Raw genomic sequence first — 17,862 nt, forward strand, 5'->3', positions numbered from 1 at the left:
GTGATGGTGCTCCCGACGTCCGAACCCGAAGGGCATGACCCGTGGCCCGAGCCGACAGCGACCGGCCCGCCGCCCTCGCCGCGGGCGGCTCCGACGTCGGCTCTCCGCTGGCCCGTCTGCGCGACGTCGCCATCACGCACGACGAGTCCGCCGTCGCCACCCCCGCCGAGGTGTCGTTCGACGTGTCGCCGGGGGAGGTCGTGCTCGTCCTCGGCCCCAGCGGCTCGGGCAAATCCACCCTGGCACTCGCCCTGAACGGGCTCATCCCGCACGCGCTTCCGGCGACCCTCGCCGGCTCGGTCGTCATCGACGGGATGGACACGGCCGAGGCCTCCGTCGCGGCACTGAGCACCCGCGTGGGGATGGTGTTCCAGGACCCGGATGCGCAACTGGTCACCGGCACGCTCCTGGACGAAGTCGCGTTCGGACCGGAGAACCTGCGGCTTCCCGTCGCGGAAGTCTTGGCACGCGCCGAGGCGGCGCTGCGGCGCGTCGGCCTGTGGGATCGCCGGAGCGAGAACCCCGATCGGCTCTCCGGCGGCGGACGCCAGCGGCTCGCCATCGCCTGCGCGTTGGCGATGGGGTCACCCCTTCTGGTGCTCGATGAGCCCACCGCCAACCTCGATCCCCGGGGCATCGACGAGGTCTATGCGGCACTGGGAGACCTCGTCGCCGCGGGCGACCGCGCCATCGTGCTCGTCGAACACAACCTCGACGCCGCCATCGGCTTCGTCGACCGGGTCGTCGTCCTCGACGGCACCGGCGTTCTGATCGCGGACGGGCCCGTCGACGAGGTGCTGCGCACGCGCGCGGAAGAACTCCACCGTCTCGGCGTCTGGCTGCCGCACTCGACGCTGGCCGCGCTGCGGCTCCGCGCCGCCGGCTATCGACTCGACCCCCTTCCGCTGACCCCCGTCGAGTTGCGCGCAGCCCTCGCGACCGCGCCCGTCGTCACCGCCGCCCGCAGCGCTGCGCCCCGGCAGCGTCACGCCGGCGAGGTCGTGGTGACCGTGCGCGGGATGGATCTGCGACGCGGCCGCACCGACGTGCTCCACGGCATCGACCTCGACGTCAGGACCGACGAGTTCGTCGCCGTCGTGGGCGCCAACGGGGCGGGCAAGACCACCCTCGTCCAGGCGATCGCCGGGGTCATCCGTCCACCCCGCGGCTCCGTGCACGTGGCAGGGACCGACATCTCCCGCGTCGACCCACGGCGCCTGGCGACGCGCATCGGTTTCGTGTTCCAGAACCCCGAGCACCAGTTCATCGCCCACACCGTTTACGACGAGCTGGCCCACGGACTCCGGCGAGACGGGTTCGACGAAGCCGCCGTGCGCGACCGCGTCGAGGAGCTGCTGGAGCGGTTCGGACTCTCCGACAAGGCCGACGCCCATCCGTTCCTGCTCTCCGGCGGCCAGAAACGACGCCTCTCCGTGGGCACCGCGCTCATCGCCGGGGCCCCCGTGCTGGCACTCGACGAACCCACGTTCGGACAGGATCGCGCCCGCGCCGAGGAGCTGCTGAGCCTGCTGGGCGACCTGCGCGACGCAGGGACGACGATCCTCGTGGTCACCCACGACATGCAGCTGGTCGCCGAGCACGCCGACCGCACGATCGTCGTCGACGCCGGACGCATCGTCGCCGACGGCCCCACCTCTGCGGTCTTCTCGGACGACGAGCTGATCGAGCGCGCCGGGCTCCGCATACCGCCCCTGCGACGAGCTCTGCAGGCGCTCCCGGGGCATCCCGAACTCGACGGCGTCGCACGATTGGCCGACCTGCCCGGCGGTGCGCCGTGACCGAACCGCTCAGCATCCCGCACGCGCAGACCGCACCCGTGCCGGTGGACCCGTACGCGGCGTTGCAGCCGGCCTCCCCCATCCGGTTCCTCTACGGCATCAACCCGCTCGCGAAGCTGCTCGCGCCCCTGCCCGCGATGGCGCTGCTCGTGTTCGTGCGCGACATCACCACGCCGCTGGCCTTCGTCGCCCTCGCCTACATCGTCCTCCTGATCGGCGTGCGCCTCACCCGGCGCCTCATCGCCCTGCTGCTTCTGATCCCGGTGGCCGCGCTGGTGATGGGACTCGGCTTCGCGATCTGGACCGACGCCTCCGGCGTCGACCAGAGCGTCATCCTGTGGCAGATCGGCGGCTGGACGATGTACGGCGGCGCGATGCTCGTCGGACTCGCCACGGGCGCCCGCATCGCCGCGATCGTCTCGCTCGCCCTGATCGTCGGGCTGTCCACGAGCGGACCCGACCTGGTGCGGGCGAGTGTGCAGCAGCTGCGTGTGCCGTACCGGATCGGATACACCGCGCTCGCGGCGTTCCGCTTCGTCCCCCGGTTCGGCTACGAACTGGAAGTGATCCGCCAGGCGCACCGTGTGCGCGGCAGCCACGGTGGTCGCGGCCCGATCGCCGCCGTGCGGCGGTGGGTCGGGTACATCGTGCCGCTGCTGGCCGGGGCCATCCGTCATGCCGAGCGCGTGGCCCTCGCCATGGATGCGCGCGCGTTCGGCGCCCACCCCGACCGCACCGAGCGGCACCTCGTGCCGTTCCGGAGCCGCGATGTGGTGTTCATCCTCGCCTTCCTCATCGTGTCGGCGGGCGTGTTCGCCGCCACCTTCCCCTGGATCCTCGCCTGAGCATCCCGACGACCGACATCCCGAGAACGAACGGAGACACCGATGGCCCGCGCCGGCCGACTCGTCAAACCCGCCGTGCAGGAACTGATCCGCCTGACCGTGGTGCGCCGTGAACGACTGTCGCCGCACTGGATGCGCGTGACCCTCGGCGGCGCCGAGATCGAACGCTTCACCCCTCTCGGCTACGACCAGTGGTTCCGCATCTTCCTCCCCCTCGGCGGCGATGACGGCCTCGAGCGCATCCCCGCCAAGGCCAACAAGCTGTTCGGCTACCTCCGGTACCTCCGCATCCCCGACGGAATGCGCCCGGTCATGCGCAACTACACCGTGCGTGCGTACCGTCCCGCCACCGCGGTCGCCGGCGCCGAGATCGACGTGGACTTCGTCCTCCACGGCTCCGACGCCGACGGCACCGCCGGACCCGCCTCGCGGTGGGCAGAGACGTGCGAGCCGGGCGAGAACGTCGTCATCATCGACGAAGGACTCGCCTTCAATCCCGCCCGCGGTACCGACCGTGTGCTGCTGGCCGCGGACGAGACGGGACTGCCCGCCGTGGCGGGAATCTGCGCATCCCTCCCCGCCGACGCCAGCGGGATCGCCCTCGTCGAGGTCCCCTCGGAAGACGACGCACTGCCGTTCCCGCACCCGGCTGGTCTCGAGGTGCGCTGGATCGTGCGGGAGGGCGACGAGAAACCGGGCACCCTCGCCCTGTCGGCCCTCCAGCACCTGCGCGCAGACGAGCCGCCCACCCCGTTCCACGCCTACATCGTCGGCGAGCAGGCCCTGCCCACCGACGCCCGGCGCCACCTGGTCGGCGAACGGGGGCTGGACAAGGACCTCGTCAGCTTCTGCGGATACTGGCGCGCCGGCGCATCCTCCCCGACCCCCAAGGCGCAGTCCGCGCCCCCCTCGGAAGGCCACGCATGAGTCGCGTCTCCACCGTCTACCTGCTCACCTGCGCCGCGATCGGCGTCGCCGGCGGCGCGCTCCTGTGGGGCGCGGGCTGGATCGCCGGCGCCGTGTTCGCCGTTGCCCCGTTCCTCTCGGTCGCCGGCGCCGGCCTGTGGCTGCTGCCGGCCGCCGTCGGCATGCGCCTGCTGGAACGGCCCGGCACTGCGATGCTCATCGGCCTGCTGTCAGGACTGGTCGCCTTTCCGTTCCTCGGCGCGAGCCTGTGGTGGGCGTTCTTCATCGAGCTGCCCTTCTTGGTCCTGCTCTACCGGTCGTGGCGGACGTGGCAGTACATCGCCGGCGCCGTCGTGGTCGGCATCGTCTACCCGATTCTGTCCTGGGCCTCGTTCGACCTGGGTTCCCTGCCTCTCGGTCTGCAGATCACCTTCTTCGCACTGACGATGCTCTCGTGCCTCATCGGCGCCAGTCTCGGTGTGCTCATCGGCGATCGGCTGCGCAAGGCCGGGGTCGCCAAGCTCGCCCGTCGCCGCGGTCTCGCCGCGCGGGGCATGGGTCGTGGCGCGGGTCCCGCCGGGCAGCACTGAGGCCTCGCCGCCCGGCAGCCGGAGAGAAAACCTCCACGCGGAGGTTTTGGTGCTAGCCTGTGTCGGTCACCGTCGTCGACGTCAACGGTGACGGAAAGGAAGGTCACCGTGGCCCGACCGCTCGCCTCGGTTCAGCTCTACACGCTCGCCGAGCAGTTCTCCGCCGACATGGCGGGATCCCTCGATCGGCTCGCCGGCCTCGGCCTGCGGAACGTCGAGGCCTTCGACTTCGTCCGCCGCCCCGCCGAGATCCGCGCCGCCCTCGACTCCTCGGGCCTGGCCGCTCCGACCGGTCACGCCCCCCTTCTCTCCGACGAGCTGTGGACGCCGGACGGCTCGATCCCGACCCCGGCTCCGGAGGTCGTCTTCGACGCGGCCGCCGAGATCGGCATGACCACCGTCATCGACCCCTTCGTCGCGCCGGAGCGGTGGCGCACCCTCGAGGGCGTCACCGACATCGCCGAGCGCCTGAACACCCTCGCCGACACCGCCGCCGGCTTCGGACTCACCGTCGGCTATCACAACCACGCGCAGGAGTTCGTCGCCTCCTTCGACGATCAGAGCGCGTACGAGCGCTTCGTGGCGCTCACCGACCCACGCGTCGCGCTCGAGCTCGACCTGTTCTGGGCCCTCACCGGGGGCCAGGATGTCGTCTCCCTCGTCGAGAGGCTCGGCGAGCGCCTGGTGGCCGTGCACGTGAAGGACGGCGTGACCCCCGCCACCAACCCGTGGGAGCCCGGCGCTCCCGCGTTCGCGTCCTCGAGCCTGGACCAGCGTCACGCCGGCACGGCCGACGTCCCCCTTGCCGACGCGCTCCGCGCAGCGACCTCGCTGAAGTACGCCGTGATCGAGTACGACCACGCCCCGGGTGACGTCTTCGACGACATCGCCGCCAGCCTGGCGTTCCTCACCGACGGCGGGTTCGTCCGATGAGCGCGGTCGGCATCGGCATCATCGGGGTCGGCGTCATCAGCGACACCTACCTCGAGAACCTGGCGTCGTTCCCCGACACGGAGGTCCTGATCCTCGGCGACCTCGCCCCCGAGCGCGCCCGTTCGCAGGCCGAGAAGCACGGGGTGCCCGCATTCGGGACCGCCGACGACGTGCTCGCGCACCCGGGCGTCGACCTGGTCGTGAACCTCACCATCCCGGCCGCACACATCGAGGTCTCTCGCGCGGCGGTCGCGGCCGGAAAGCACGTGTGGACCGAGAAGCCGCTCGGACTGGACCGCGACGGCGCCGCCCTGCTGCTGCAGGAGGCGGCCGCCGCGGGGGTGCGCGTGGGCTCGGCGCCGGACACGCTGCTGGGACCGGGTTTTCAGACCGCGCGACGCGTGATCGACGAGGGTCGTATCGGCCGCCCGCTGTTCGCCCAGACCGTGTTCCAGACGCAAGGACCGGACCTGTGGCATCCGAACCCGGGCTTCCTGTTCGCCCGCGGGGCCGGGCCGCTGCTCGACATGGGTCCGTACTACTTCTCCGCGCTGGTGAGCCTGTTCGGATCCGTCGATCGCGTTTCGGCGGTGGGCACGAAATCGCGCACGGAGCGCGAGATCCACACGGGGCCGCGCGCCGGCGAACGCTTCCCCGTCGAGGTGCCCTCGACCATCCAGATCACCACCGCGTTCGCGTCGGGCCAGCAGGCGCAGAGCCTGCTGAGCTTCGACTCCGCCCTCGAGCGTCACGGCGTCGTGGAAATCCACGGCACCGAGGGTTCCATCGTCCTCCCCGACCCGAACCGGTTCGCCGGCCGCATCGCGACGGTCGCACCCCTCGGCGTCCTCCGCGACGGGATGAGGACCGAGCAGGAGTGGATCGAGGTGCCGCACCCCGACGTGAACGTCGGGCGCGGTCTGGGCGCCCTCGACATGGTGCGCGCGATCGCCGCGGGCCGACCGCACGTCGCATCGGGCGAGCTGGGGCTGCACGTGCTGGATGTCCTCCTGTCGGCCGAGGAATCCGCAGCGTCGGGCGCGACGGTGCCGGTGTCGAGCTCGGTCGCGTTCGTTCCGCTGCTTCCAGAGGGCTTCGACCCGTTCGCCGCGACCCTCTGAGCCGCAGCTCACTCCGGACTGTTCGGCCCCGCCAGAAGTGCGTCGAGCATCGCGAGGGCACCCTCGTGATCGACGGCGGGGTCGAGCAGCCACTGGGTCTGCAGACCATCGGATGCGGCGATGACGAGCGCCGCGACCAGCGTCGGGTCGACGTCGGCACGGATCGCGCCCGTCCGCTGCAACCGCCGCACTCGCTCGGCCATCTCGGCACGCAACCGCTCGAACCGGCCCGTCACGAAGCGCTGCGGTGCCGGATGCGCATCCTCGAGCGCCGCCGCCACAAGCGACGAGTACAACTGCACGAGACCCGGGATCGCGCGGTTCTGCTGCGCTGACCGGCGCATCGCCTCGGCGGGAGTGGACGCATCGGCGGGGTCGTCCTGCTCGTCCGATCGCCGTTCCGACTCGAGGTACACCGCCACGAGGAGTTCGTCGAGCGAGCCGAAGTAGTGCGTCAGCGCCGCGTGGGTGACCCCCACCTCGCCCGCGATGGCGCGCAGACTGGTGCGCTTGGACCCGCGCGCGGCGAACACTTCGATCGCGCGGTCGAGGATCTCCTGCCGCCGCGCGATGCCCTTGGCGTAGCTACCGCGTCCGCCGGCGCGATCCTCGGCCGGGTCGGATCCGCTCATCCTGCGAGCCTACCGACCTGACCTCATCATCCGTTCCGCGGGCACCTTCTGCGGGCGCCGGGCCGGATGGACCCGCAGAAGAGATGTGAGGCGTCTACTTCTTGCCGGCGAGCTGGCGGCCGACGATCTCGCGCATGATCTCGTTGGTGCCGCCGTAGATGCGGTGCACGCGGGCGTCGAGGAAGGCGCGCGCGATGGGGTACTCGGTGATGTACCCGTAACCGCCGTGCAGCTGGACGCACGTGTCGAGCACCTCCCACTCCCGCTCGGTCGTCCAGAACTTCACCTTCGCGGCTTCCTCCGCCGACAGTGCACCCTTGCCGTAGGCGAGCATCGCGCGGTCGATGTACGCCCACAGCGCGTCGACGGTCGCCGCGACGTCGGCGAGCTGGAAGCGCGTGTTCTGGAAATCGATCACCCGCTGGCCGAACGCCTCGCGCTCCTTCGTGTACGCGACGGTCCAGTCGAGCGCGGCGCCGGCGGCCGCGGCGGCGGCGACCCCGATCGACAGACGCTCGAGGGGGAGGTTCATCATCAGCTGCACGAAGCCCTGGCCCTCGCGTCCGCTGATGAGGTTCTCCTCCGGCACGAACACGTCGGTGAACGACAGCTCGGCGGTGTCGTGCCCCTGGAAGCCCATCTTGTGCAGCTTCCTGCCGTGGTCGAACCCCTCGGAGGCGGTCTCGATCAGCAGCAGGCTGAAGGCGTCGGGGCGGTTGCCCTCCCCCGTCTTGACGAAGGTCACGACGAGGTCTGCGGTCGCACCCGAGGAGATGAAGGTCTTCGCGCCGTTCACGAGGTAGCCGCCGTCGACCTTCTTGGCGGTCGTCGAGATGCCGCGCAGGTCGCTGCCGGCGCCGGGCTCGGTCATCGCGAGGGCCCCGATGATCTCCCCGGTCGCCATCCGCGGCAGGTACTTCTCCTTCTGCTCCTGCGTGCCCATGTGCACGAGGTACGGCACGGCGAGGTCGTCCTGGATGCCGAATGCGCCCGCGAGCGAACCCGAGCCGGCGGCGATCACCTCTTCGTTCACGATCGCGCGGAAACGGTAGTCCTGGAGCATTCCGGCGCCGCCGAACTCCTCCGGCACCGACAGCCCGATGAGACCCGCTTCGCCGGCGGCCAGCATGGTGGCACGGTCGACCTCACCTTCGGCGTCCCATTTCTCGCGCACATCGTTCGTGACGTGACGCTTGATGAACTCCTTGACGACGTCGCGGAAGGCCTCGTGGTCCTCGTCGTAGATGTCGCGCTCCATGCCGGTCTCCTCCTCGAGTGGTGAATCTGCGGGGTCGCCCCCGCGCGTCATCCTAGTTCGCGATGGGCGCGGACAAGAGCGGTTGTGAGATCCGGTCCTACGATGCGTGGCACGCGATCCCACTCTTTTGTCGGATGCGTCAACCGGCGTAGTCGGGCGCGGCGGGCAGACCGAAGAAGCTCTCCAGGGTGTGCCAGCCGCCCTCGGTGTAGTGGCGGGCGATGTCGGTTCCGACGTACCGGAGGTGCCACGGCTCGGGCGCGTACCCGGTGACGTCGGTGAAGCCCTCCTCGTATCGCACGATGAACCCGTACTCCCACGCGTGCGCCGCGACCCAGTCGCCCTGGGGTGTTCCGGCGAGGTCGTCGAGGCCGCCGCATCCACCCGCGTCGCACGCGACAACGTCGGCGGCGAGCCCCGCCTGGTGCTCACTGTGACCCGGACGGGCACTGATCTCGTCCGCGCCGTCGGCACCGCGCGCGTTCACGTGGGAGGCGTACGTGTCGACCTGGGTGCCGTAGGAGCGGAAGCCGCTCAGCAGAGCGATTTCCCCCACCCCGGCGTCGGCCGCGTCGGCCACCATCGACGACAGTGCCGCCGACACCGCCGGGCGCATGGCGGTGCCGGGGATGTTGCGGACCCCTTCGGGTGCGACGAGTTCGGCAGGACGGAAGTCGACGGGGTCGAGCTGGCGTGCCTTGTTGACCACGACCCACTCGAATGTGGGGTCGTCGAGGCTCACGCATGTCGCGGTGCCGGCCGCAACGGCGGAGCGGAACCGCTCGACTCCCCCCGCGGCAGCGATGGCCGCCGCGGTGTCGCGGGCTTCGAGTGCGGTGACGAGTTCCTCGGACGCGCAGATGTCATCCCCCGAGACCTCCGGCGCCACGACCGGCGACGGCAGGGCATCGGTCACCGGCGGCAGTGGTTCGTCGAAGGACCCCCACACCGAGACGTCGAGCGCGTCGCCCTGCGCGTCCCGCGACGACGCGTCGGCCAGGGGCGGTGCCGTGACGGCAGCGGTCACCGCGGCCGTCGTCCCGAAGACCAGCGCCGCGACTCCGGCGACGGCGAACACGGCACCGATGCGAGCGGCGCGACGGCGTCGCGCGTGGGCGCGGGGTCGCGGGGTCGAGTGCTCCAGCGGTCCGGCACGCGAAGCCGCCTCCCTCTCGCGCAGCGCACGACGAGTGAGGGGTTCGCCCGGTGAATCGGGCGGCTCGGGGTCCGCCACCCCCTCATTGTCGTCGATCGCATCCGGGATCTCGACCGCACCACGGCCGCCGCGCCGTCATCTTCGACGACACGCCGCTCGGCGTTGACTTTTCTTCGCAGTTTTGTTCGTATGGGTCCATGCGATGGCAGGGACAGGAACTGGGGGTCGCGGACACCGCCGCCCTTCCGGGCCTGGAGCACCTCGACGGCCTGGTGCAGTCGGTCACGACCCCCGACTTCTCCGGAGTGACCTTTCACGAGGTCATGGCGAAGTCGGCGCTCAACCACGTGCCGGGGGGCTCGTCCATGCCCTTCGACTGGACCGTCAACCCCTATCGAGGCTGCAGTCATGCCTGTTCGTACTGCTTCGCCCGCGGGACGCACGAGTACCTCGACCTCGATGCGGGCCGGGACTTCGACACCCAGGTGGTGGTGAAGGTCAACGTCGCCGATGTCCTTCGCCGGGAGCTCGCACGCGGCAGCTGGCAGCACGACCCGGTCATGCTCGGCACCAACACCGATCCGTATCAGCGGGCGGAGGGCCGCTATCGGCTGATGCCCGGAATCGTGTCGGCACTCGCCGACTCGGGCACGCCGTTCTCGATCCTCACGAAAGGCACGATGCTCCGGCGTGACCTGCCGATGCTCTCCGAGGCGTCGCGCGAGGTGAAGGTGACCCTCGCCATGTCGATCGCCCTCTTCGACGATCAGCTGCAGAAGGCCGTGGAGCCCGGCACCCCGACCGCCTCGGCGCGGCTGGAAACGGTGCGCGCCGCGACGGAGGCCGGATTCGAGGTCACGGTCTTCCTCATGCCGATCCTCCCCCACCTCACCGACTCGGTGGATGCCCTCGACCACGCGCTGGCGCGGATCCGGCAGGCCGGCGCGACCCGTGTCGTCTACGGCGCGCTGCACCTGCGGCCCGGCGCGAAAGGCTGGTTCATGGCGTGGCTCGAACGGGCGCATCCGGAACTGGTCTCGTCGTACCTCGGGCTGTATCCCGGCGTGTCGGCATACGCCCCGAAGGGGTATCGGGCGTGGCTCGCCAAGCGCGTGCGCCCCCTGCTCCGGGCGCATCGGCTCGACGGGACGCTCGAAGACGACCGTCCGGACCGGCGGGTCCCGGTGCCGGGCTTGGCCGCCTCGCCGCCGCCGATCGTCACCACCTCGCGGGGACGCGTCGCGGCGCGGCGCACAACCCGCGATGCAGCGGCGATGCTCTTCTGACAGACCGGCGACGACACCGGACGACGAGAGCCGCCCCGCGGGTGGCGGGACGGCTCCGCGCGGTGCGGATCCTCAGGAGGTGACGTCAGCGAGCTGACGGCCCGAGATCTCCTCGAGCAGGTCGTCGTCGGGGCGCACGTCGTCGAAGGGCGCATCGATCTCCGCGCGGTCCAGCAGCTCCGACATCCGACGGCGGCGCTGGCGCGGGACGAGCGTGACGACGGTGCCCTGACGCCCGGCGCGACCGGTTCGGCCCGAGCGGTGCAGGTACGTCTTGTACTCATCCGGCGCGTCCGCCTGGATCACCAGATCGATGTCGTCGACGTGGATCCCCCGCGCCGCGACATCGGTGGCCACGAGGACCTTCACCCGGCCCGAGGTGAGCTTCTCGAGGTTGCGGGTCCGCTTGGATTGATTGAGATCGCCGTGGAGGGCGAGTGCGGCGATGCCGGCGTCCTCGAACTGCTCGGCGAGCATCTCGGTGTACGCGCGGGTCCGCGCGAACACGAGAGTCTTGCCCTCGCGGTCGACGAGCGAGCGGAGGATCTCGGGCTTGTCGCGGTGGTCGACGACCAGCACACGGTGCTCGATGGTGCCCGAGTCCTGGTCTTCACCCGCCACCTCGTAGACGGCCGGCTTCACGAGGAACTCATCCACCAGCGCCGCGACCTCACGGTCGAGCGTGGCCGAGAACAACAGCTTCTGGCTGGACTCGGCGGTCAGGCGCAGAATTCGCTGAACCGGCTCGAGGAAACCCAGCTCGCACATGTGGTCGGCCTCGTCGAGAACGGCGATCTGCACCTGCGACAGGTCGAGCTTGCCCTGACGTTCGAGGTCCTCGATGCGTCCGGGGGTGCCGATGACGATGTCGACGCCCTTCTTCAGTGCACCGACCTGACGAGCCTGCGGCACGCCGCCGTAGATCTGGGTGGTGAACAGGCCGACGCTGCGCGCCAGGGTCTGCACCGTCCGGTCGATCTGCAGCGCGAGCTCGCGCGTGGGCGCCATGATGAGGGCACGTGGCGACCGCCCGAACTCGCGACGCTTGCCGGCCTGCGACCGCAGCACCGATTCGACCAGCGGTGCACCGAAGGCGATGGTCTTTCCCGATCCGGTCCGACCGCGCGCGAGCACGTCGCGCCCCTCGAGGATCGGGGCGACGGTCGCGGCCTGGATCGGGAACGGCTTCTCGGCGCCCAGCTCGGTCAGGCGCGTGACGATGTTCTGCCCGAGGCCGAGGTCGGCGAAAGTGACATCCGCGACATGGTCGGCCCGGACGGCTTCGGCCTGCAGACGCTCGTGCACCACGTCGACATGCTGCTCACGGGCCGCATCGCGCAACGGGGCGGACGCCGTGTGCGCACGGTCGGCGCGACGGTCGCGCTCGTACCCGCGGTCATCACGACGCGGGCGGTCGGAACGGGGCTCGAACCCACGGTCGTCACGACGCGCACGGTCGTACCCACGGTCATCACGACGCGCACGGTCGGAGCCGCGCTCGAACCCACGGTCATCACGACGCGCACGCTCGAACCCACGGTCATCACGGCGCGCACGGTCGTACCCACGGTCATCGCGACGCGAACGGTCGGAACCACGCTCGTACCCTCGGTCATCACGACGCGCACGGTCGGAGCCGCGCTCGTACCCACGGTCATCACGGCGCGAACGGTCGGAACCACGCTCGAACCCACGGTCATCACGACGCGAACGGTCGGAACCACGCTCGTACCCACGGTCATCACGACGCGCACGGTCGGAGCCGCGGTCCTCGTACCGGGGACGGTCGAACCCGCGGTCATCACGACGCGGACGGTCGTCGCGTCCGGCGCGGTCGGAGGCGCCGCGCGTGCGGATACCGCGCGACTCGTCGCGGGCGACCTTCTCCTGCGCGGTCCACCGGCGCTTGGGAGCCTGGCCCTCGTCCGCCGAGCGGTACCCGCGGTGACCGGGGCTCTTGCTGCCGGCCTTGCCGGCGGAGGACTCGCCGGGGCGGCGCTTGCGATCCTGATAGGACGTGGTGGCGCCGTATCGCGGCTCGAAATTCTTCGCGGGGCGTCCGCCCTGCGGCTTCTTGTTCTTGGGCATGGTGATGCCTTTCGGAGTGGTCGCACGAGAAACAGCGTCCGTTCGTGACGGACCACCCGGTCTTGCCGGGGCCATTTCGATGATGGTCATGCACGTCGGGATCGACGCCCATCATCGGCCCCAAGGACTTCACACACCGCCCGCGAACAGATCATCGCAGTGTCCAGAGCCGACCGACCAACATTAGCGGCAGAAGCCTGGGAGGCACCAGGACACGAATTCATAACATGGAATTAGCGCAAGACGTTCATTTCCATGCGGGAATTTCAATAATCTTGTCTTATGCCGCCCGCCGCCCTCGCCCCCCTCGCCGCGACCGAACGTCTCAAACCCGTCGCGGCGGCGGCCGTCACACCGACGTCTCGAGCGCGCCTTCACTCTGCTCACCGTTTCGGGAGCACGGCGATGGCGATTCTCGCGATCGGGGTGCTGACAGCGATCCTGACCACGAAGGACGCCAACTGGTGGACGCTGCACTTCTCGCAGCTCGGCACGATCGGCGACTTCTCGGCCCGCACCTTCAACACGACGGTGATCGTGTCCGGGTCGCTCCTGGCCGTCTACGGCATCGTCATCGGCATGACCCTCCCGGCGACGACCGGACGCCACACGCGTCGGGGCCTGCGCGCTTCGCTCATCACTGCGGGCCTGGCCATGACCGTGGTCGGGCTCATCCCGATCCCGGTCAGCGTCGTGATGCACGACCTCGCCGCTTCGACACTCGGCCTGTCGTTCTTGTCCCTCGTGGCCTGGAGCCTGGGTCTTCCCGGGCTCCCGCGCGCGTTCCGCCGGGTGACGCTGGGCTTCGTCATCGTGCTGGCGACCGGCATCATCGTGCTCACCGCGGGTTTCATCACCCTGGCGCTGTTCGAGTTCACCGCCTTCTCCGTGGTCGGATGCTGGCTCATCTCGCTGCCGCAAGCCCTCCGGCGTCACGCAGAGGTCACCGCGTCCATCGGGACCGAAAGCGGTGCGGAGGTCGGCACCGCGGTCGAGGTCGAGGCCGATCCGGTCGTCGAAGCCGCAGCGACACACGTGGTCCCGCCGCGTCGCCACCGCCGTCCCACCCTCCGCCCCGCCCGTCGCGTCGCACCCGCGACGACCATCGCGTCGCATCTGCGCCCCGCGACCCGGCGGACATCCACCGCTCCCGGGGTGAGCACCGGCACCACCCGCCTCGCTCCGCGCGCGGGGATGACCCCCACCTGCCGCGTCAGCACCGCCCACACCACGCACGCCCGTCCGGTGATCCACCGGACCGGAAGCCCGGGCCGCGGCGCCCGACCGGCACCTCACCGCACCCGCCGACGGATGCGTTCGGCCGCCGCCCCCGCCTGATCCGACAGAATTCTTGCTCGGTCTCACCCGATACGGGGCCGCACGCCCCTGGCGCCCCGCCCATCCGGGTCGAGCACGCGGCGCCCCTGTTCCGCTCCGGGGTGTCAACCCGTGGGCTCCGACCCGGGGGTTCCGCGAAGAAGAAGGGCGCCACCACGCGAGTGACGCCCTTCTTTCCTTCCGTCGTGGGACTCAGTCCGCGGCGGGCCCGTCGCGTCGGCCCTCGTCGCGGCCTTCCTCGTCACCGCGATCGGTGATCGAGTCCGTTTCGGCGTCTTCCGTCGGGAGTTCCTCCGGCAGATCCACATCTGCGCGCTCGGCGTCTCCGGAGGCGGAGACCACGGGCTCGGATTCTCCGTTCGCGGACTCCGCGTCGCCGGTCGCCGCACCGGCGGCCTCGGGAGCCGGTGCGTCGCTGGGCACCTCGACATCCGGTGCCTGCTCGACGGCCGGGACCTCGTCCGGGACGATCACCGGGGTCGACGCCTCGGTGACCTCCACCGCGTCCGGATCGACCCCCTCGGCCGCATCATCAGGCGCGGGTGCGTCCACGCTGACCTCGACATCGGGCGCCTCCTCGATCATCGGCACCTCGACCTCTGCGGCCTCCGCCGCGGGTCCGGCCGCGAGCGCCGCCTGACGCTCGCGGCGCTCGCGTCGCGTCTCGAAGGCACCTTCCGAGCCCACTTCCGAGCCCACTGCCGCGCCGACGAGAGCCGGCTCGAGTGCCGATGCGGAGTCGCCCTCCTTCGCGCCACGTCGTGCGAGGCGCCGCTCCTTGGCCCCCTCCACCAGGTTGTACAAGGTGGGCAGGACCAGCAACGTCAACACCGTCGAGGAGACCAGACCACCGATCACGACGATCGCCAGGGGTTGCGAGATGAAACCCCCGTGACCGGTGATCCCGAGAGCCATCGGGGTCAGAGCGAAGATCGTCGCCAACGCGGTCATGAGGATCGGGCGCAGGCGTCGCGCACCACCGGCGATGGTCGCGTCGTGGGCCGACAGCCCCTTCTCGCGATACTGGTTGACGAGATCGACCAGCACGATCGCGTTGGTCACGACGATGCCGATGAGCATCAGCACACCGATGAGCGACGAGACGCCCAGCGGCACACCGGTCGCGATCTGCAGGAGGATCGCCCCGGTCGCCGCGAACGGCACCGACACCAGCAGCAGCAGCGGCTGTCGCAGCGACTTGAAGGTCGCGACCATCACGATGTAGACGATCAGGATCGCCGCGAGCAGCGCCAGCCCCAGCTGCGTGAACGCGTCGGTCTGCTGCGTGACCACACCGCCCAGCTCGGCATCGGCGCCCTGTGGGAGGTCGATGTCCTCAAGGGCGGTCGTCACCGTCGCGGTCGCCGCCGTCAGGTCGTCGGTGGACGGGGTGACCGTCACCGTCGCGGTGCGCTGGCCGCGCTCGGTCGTGATCGACGTCGGCCCCTCGGTCTCGTCAACCGAGGCGATCTCGTCGAGCGCGATCGGACCGGTCGCCGTCGGGACCTGAAGCTCACGGAGCTCCTCGAGGGTGACCGGAGCGTCCGGTGCGTCGAGGTAGACCGTCACGGCGGTGTCGTCGATCTCGATCGAGCCGATCGACTGCGGCTGCATCGTGTTCGACACGAGCGCCCCCACCGCGACCTCGGACAGACCGCGCTCCGCCGCGGCATCCCGATCGACGACGACCGCGATGTAGGGAAGCGATGCGGACAGGTTGCTGGAGACCTGGCTGATGCCGTCGAGGTCGCCGATCGCCGAGACCACCTCATCGGTCGCCTCCTGCAGGGTCCCGGAGTCAGGCGCGGTGACGTCGATCTCGATGTCGCTCGACCCGAATCCCCCGCCGCCTGCGGCCGATACCGAGATGTCGCCGGCATCGTCGAGGTCGCCGACGACCTCGGTGACCTCTTCGCGAAGCGCGACCTGGTCGGCGTCCTCATCCGTGGTGATCGAGTAGGTGATGCCCGCCCCACCACCGGAGAACGCGTCGTTGAGGGACGAGCCGGTGGTTCCGATCGAGACCTGCACCGTCTGAATGCCCTCGATGTCGGCGAGCGCCGCCTCGACCTGCTCGGCGGCGGCCGCCTCGGCCTCCAGGCTCGGTGCCGCCCCGATGGTCTGGCTCATCGTGAAGGTGTTCTGACCCGAATCGCCGAGGAAGTTCGTCTTCATGAACGGCGCCGCGGCGATCGTTCCTCCCAGGACGAGCGCGGCAAGGGCCAGGGTCACCCAGGAGTGCCGCAGCGTCCAGCGCAGCACCGGCAGGTAGCCCTTCTGCAGGCGCGTCGGCGGGGCGGCGGGGTCCTCGGGGTCGATCGCTCGGCCGTTCTCGTCGAGCACCGGCTTGCCGGGCCTGAGGAACCAGTAGGCCAGCACCGGCACGATCGTCAGGGCGACCAGCAACGAGGCGAGCATGGCGATCGTCACGGTCAGCGCGAACGGTCGGAACAGTTCGCCGGTGATATCGCCGACGAAGGCGATCGGCAGGAACACCGCCACCGTGGTGATCGTCGATGAGGTGATGGCGCTGGCGACCTCGCGCACCGCGAGCAGGATCGACTGCTTCTTGTCGGCGTCGCCGACGTAGTGGCGCTTGATGTTCTCGATGACCACGATCGAGTCATCCACGACCCGGCCGATCGAGATCGTCAAGGCCCCCAGGGTGAGGATGTTCAGCGAGTAGCCGAACGTCTGGATGCCGATGAAGGTGATGAGCACGCTCGTGGGAATCGAGATCGCCGTCACGAGCGTGGAGCGCACCGAGAGGAGGAAGACCAGGATCACGAGGACCGCGAAGACGAGCCCGAGCATCCCCTCGACGGCGAGCGTCTCGATGGACTGCTCGATGTACGGGGCCTGGTCGAAAACGATCGTGAACTCGGCGCCACCGAGGGTGTCTTCGAAGCCCGCCAAGAGCGCGGTGACCCCCTGCGAGACCTCGACGGTGTTCGCGGCGGGGAGCTTGGTGACGGCGATCGTCAGCGCCGGCTCGCCGTTCACCCGGGAGATGCTGGTCTGCGGGTCCTCGGTGAGCTGCACGTCGGCGACATCGTCGATGGTCACCAGCCCCGCCTGGAGCTGATCGGCGTCCCCCGGGACGAGCGGAAGCTGCCCGACCTCGTCGACCGTGGTGATCTTCACGCCCGTCTGGACGGTGAGGGTCTCACCGTCCTCGGTGATCTCACCACCGGGGAAGAGCACACCGTTCTGATCCAGAGCGTCGGTGATCGCCTGCTGCGAATAGCCGGCGGCGGCGAGTTCCGCGTCGTCCGGGGTGATGGTGATGCGCTGGCCGATCGCCCCGACGACCTCGGCGGAGTTGACCCCGTCCACGTCTTCGATGTCGGGGATGACACTGGACTCGAGTGCAGCCTGCACCGTCTCGGCATCGTCGTACCCGGTGACGGCGAGCTGGATGACCGGGAAGTCATCGATGCTGGCCGAGATCACCGTCGGCTCGACCCCGTCGGGCAGCTGCGACGAGATGCGATTGATCGCCTGCGTCATCTTCTGCTCGGCGGTCGCCAGATCCGTGCCGTAGTCGAAGGAGGCTTGCACGATGGATGCGTTGGTCGTGCTGGTCGCCGTGCTCGCCTCGAGTCCGGGAACCCCCTGGATGGCCGATTCGATCGGGGTCGAGACATCGGTGTTGACCACTTCGGGCGACGCACCGGGGTAGGTGGAGACGACGATCAGGGCGGGGAACTCGATCGAGGGGATCAGTTCCTGCTTGAGACTGTTGAGCGCGATGCCGCCGAAGATGGCGGCGACGATGGTGATCAGGGCGATCAGCGCGCGGTTCTTGAGGCTCAGGACGGCGAGGTTCGACACGTGTGACCTTCGAGAATGGGGGCTGCGGTGCGGGACGGCGATACTCGGATGTATCCGTCTCAGTATTTCACGGGGC

At 70.0% G+C, this 17,862-nt stretch carries 13 protein-coding genes; 8 read left to right on the forward strand and 5 right to left on the reverse strand.

The features are described 5' to 3' along the window. Positions 1 to 41 precede the first annotated feature (41 nt). The 6 genes from RZO50_RS03245 (at position 42) to RZO50_RS03270 (ending at position 6,194) form a co-directional block, all read left to right on the forward strand. Positions 42 to 1,799: an ABC transporter ATP-binding protein gene (locus RZO50_RS03245; protein WP_322598255.1), complete on the forward strand. Its 1,758-nt coding sequence runs from the start codon at positions 42 to 44 to the stop codon at positions 1,797 to 1,799. Continuing rightward, positions 1,796 to 2,644 (forward strand): energy-coupling factor transporter transmembrane component T, encoded by an 849-nt coding sequence (locus tag RZO50_RS03250; protein ID WP_416211521.1) that lies wholly within the window; start codon positions 1,796 to 1,798, stop codon positions 2,642 to 2,644. The genes RZO50_RS03245 and RZO50_RS03250 overlap by 4 nt, the downstream gene beginning before the upstream one ends. A 42-nt stretch (positions 2,645 to 2,686) precedes the next feature. Then, positions 2,687 to 3,571: a siderophore-interacting protein gene (locus RZO50_RS03255; RefSeq protein ID WP_322598256.1), complete on the forward strand. Its 885-nt coding sequence runs from the start codon at positions 2,687 to 2,689 to the stop codon at positions 3,569 to 3,571. Next, positions 3,568 to 4,140 carry an ECF transporter S component gene (locus RZO50_RS03260; protein WP_322598257.1) on the forward strand — a complete coding sequence of 191 codons (573 nt, stop codon included), beginning with the start codon at positions 3,568 to 3,570 and terminating at the stop codon, positions 4,138 to 4,140. The genes RZO50_RS03255 and RZO50_RS03260 overlap by 4 nt, the downstream gene beginning before the upstream one ends. A 108-nt stretch (positions 4,141 to 4,248) precedes the next feature. Further along, on the forward strand, positions 4,249 to 5,073 hold the full coding sequence (locus RZO50_RS03265) for a sugar phosphate isomerase/epimerase family protein (protein ID WP_322598258.1): 825 nt from the start codon (positions 4,249 to 4,251) through the stop codon (positions 5,071 to 5,073). After that, positions 5,070 to 6,194, forward strand: coding sequence for a Gfo/Idh/MocA family protein (locus RZO50_RS03270; RefSeq protein ID WP_322598259.1), 1,125 nt, complete (start codon positions 5,070 to 5,072; stop codon positions 6,192 to 6,194). The genes RZO50_RS03265 and RZO50_RS03270 overlap by 4 nt, the downstream gene beginning before the upstream one ends. Before the next feature lie 8 nt (positions 6,195 to 6,202). Here the strand turns inward: RZO50_RS03270 and RZO50_RS03275 are convergent, their stop codons facing one another. From RZO50_RS03275 to RZO50_RS03285, 3 genes are all read right to left on the reverse strand, one after another. Further along, on the reverse strand, positions 6,203 to 6,826 hold the full coding sequence (locus RZO50_RS03275) for a TetR/AcrR family transcriptional regulator (protein ID WP_322598260.1): 624 nt from the start codon (positions 6,824 to 6,826) through the stop codon (positions 6,203 to 6,205). A 94-nt stretch (positions 6,827 to 6,920) separates the two neighbouring features. Continuing rightward, a complete protein-coding gene (locus RZO50_RS03280; protein WP_322598261.1) occupies positions 6,921 to 8,084 on the reverse strand; it encodes an acyl-CoA dehydrogenase family protein in 1,164 nt (387 codons plus the stop codon). Between the two features lie 139 nt (positions 8,085 to 8,223). Next, on the reverse strand, positions 8,224 to 9,318 hold the full coding sequence (locus tag RZO50_RS03285; RefSeq protein WP_322598262.1) for a M15 family metallopeptidase: 1,095 nt from the start codon (positions 9,316 to 9,318) through the stop codon (positions 8,224 to 8,226). Positions 9,319 to 9,437: 119 nt separating this feature from the next. Between RZO50_RS03285 and RZO50_RS03290 the strand changes: the two genes are divergently transcribed. Next, entirely contained in the window at positions 9,438 to 10,526 is a 1,089-nt protein-coding gene (locus tag RZO50_RS03290; RefSeq protein WP_322598263.1) for an Rv2578c family radical SAM protein, read from the forward strand. Between the two features lie 72 nt (positions 10,527 to 10,598). Here the strand turns inward: RZO50_RS03290 and RZO50_RS03295 are convergent, their stop codons facing one another. Next, on the reverse strand, positions 10,599 to 12,614 hold the full coding sequence (locus RZO50_RS03295; protein WP_322598264.1) for a DEAD/DEAH box helicase: 2,016 nt from the start codon (positions 12,612 to 12,614) through the stop codon (positions 10,599 to 10,601). Between the two features lie 405 nt (positions 12,615 to 13,019). On the opposite strand from RZO50_RS03295, the gene RZO50_RS03300 reads away from it, so the two are divergent. Continuing rightward, complete coding sequence (locus tag RZO50_RS03300; protein WP_322598265.1) at positions 13,020 to 13,952, forward strand: DUF998 domain-containing protein; 933 nt, start codon at positions 13,020 to 13,022, stop codon at positions 13,950 to 13,952. Positions 13,953 to 14,144: 192 nt separating this feature from the next. On the opposite strand, the gene RZO50_RS03305 is transcribed toward RZO50_RS03300, so the two are convergent. Next, positions 14,145 to 17,786, reverse strand: coding sequence for an efflux RND transporter permease subunit (locus RZO50_RS03305; protein ID WP_322598266.1), 3,642 nt, complete (start codon positions 17,784 to 17,786; stop codon positions 14,145 to 14,147). Positions 17,787 to 17,862: the final 76 nt, after the last annotated feature.

The organism is Microbacterium xanthum (assembly GCF_034531355.1).
GTDB lineage: Bacteria > Actinomycetota > Actinomycetes > Actinomycetales > Microbacteriaceae > Microbacterium > Microbacterium xanthum.

Excerpts from the sequence above, each read along its gene's own strand:
- RZO50_RS03280 (WP_322598261.1), bottom strand. The coding sequence starts at position 8,084 with ATGGAGCGCGACATCTACGACGAGGACCACGAGGCCTTCCGCGACGTC.
- RZO50_RS03290 (WP_322598263.1), top strand. The coding sequence starts at position 9,438 with ATGCGATGGCAGGGACAGGAACTGGGGGTCGCGGACACCGCCGCCCTT.
- RZO50_RS03255 (WP_322598256.1), top strand. The coding sequence starts at position 2,687 with ATGGCCCGCGCCGGCCGACTCGTCAAACCCGCCGTGCAGGAACTGATC.
- RZO50_RS03275 (WP_322598260.1), bottom strand. The coding sequence starts at position 6,826 with ATGAGCGGATCCGACCCGGCCGAGGATCGCGCCGGCGGACGCGGTAGC.
- RZO50_RS03270 (WP_322598259.1), top strand. The coding sequence starts at position 5,070 with ATGAGCGCGGTCGGCATCGGCATCATCGGGGTCGGCGTCATCAGCGAC.
- RZO50_RS03295 (WP_322598264.1), bottom strand. The coding sequence starts at position 12,614 with ATGCCCAAGAACAAGAAGCCGCAGGGCGGACGCCCCGCGAAGAATTTC.
- RZO50_RS03300 (WP_322598265.1), top strand. The coding sequence starts at position 13,020 with ATGGCGATTCTCGCGATCGGGGTGCTGACAGCGATCCTGACCACGAAG.
- RZO50_RS03260 (WP_322598257.1), top strand. The coding sequence starts at position 3,568 with ATGAGTCGCGTCTCCACCGTCTACCTGCTCACCTGCGCCGCGATCGGC.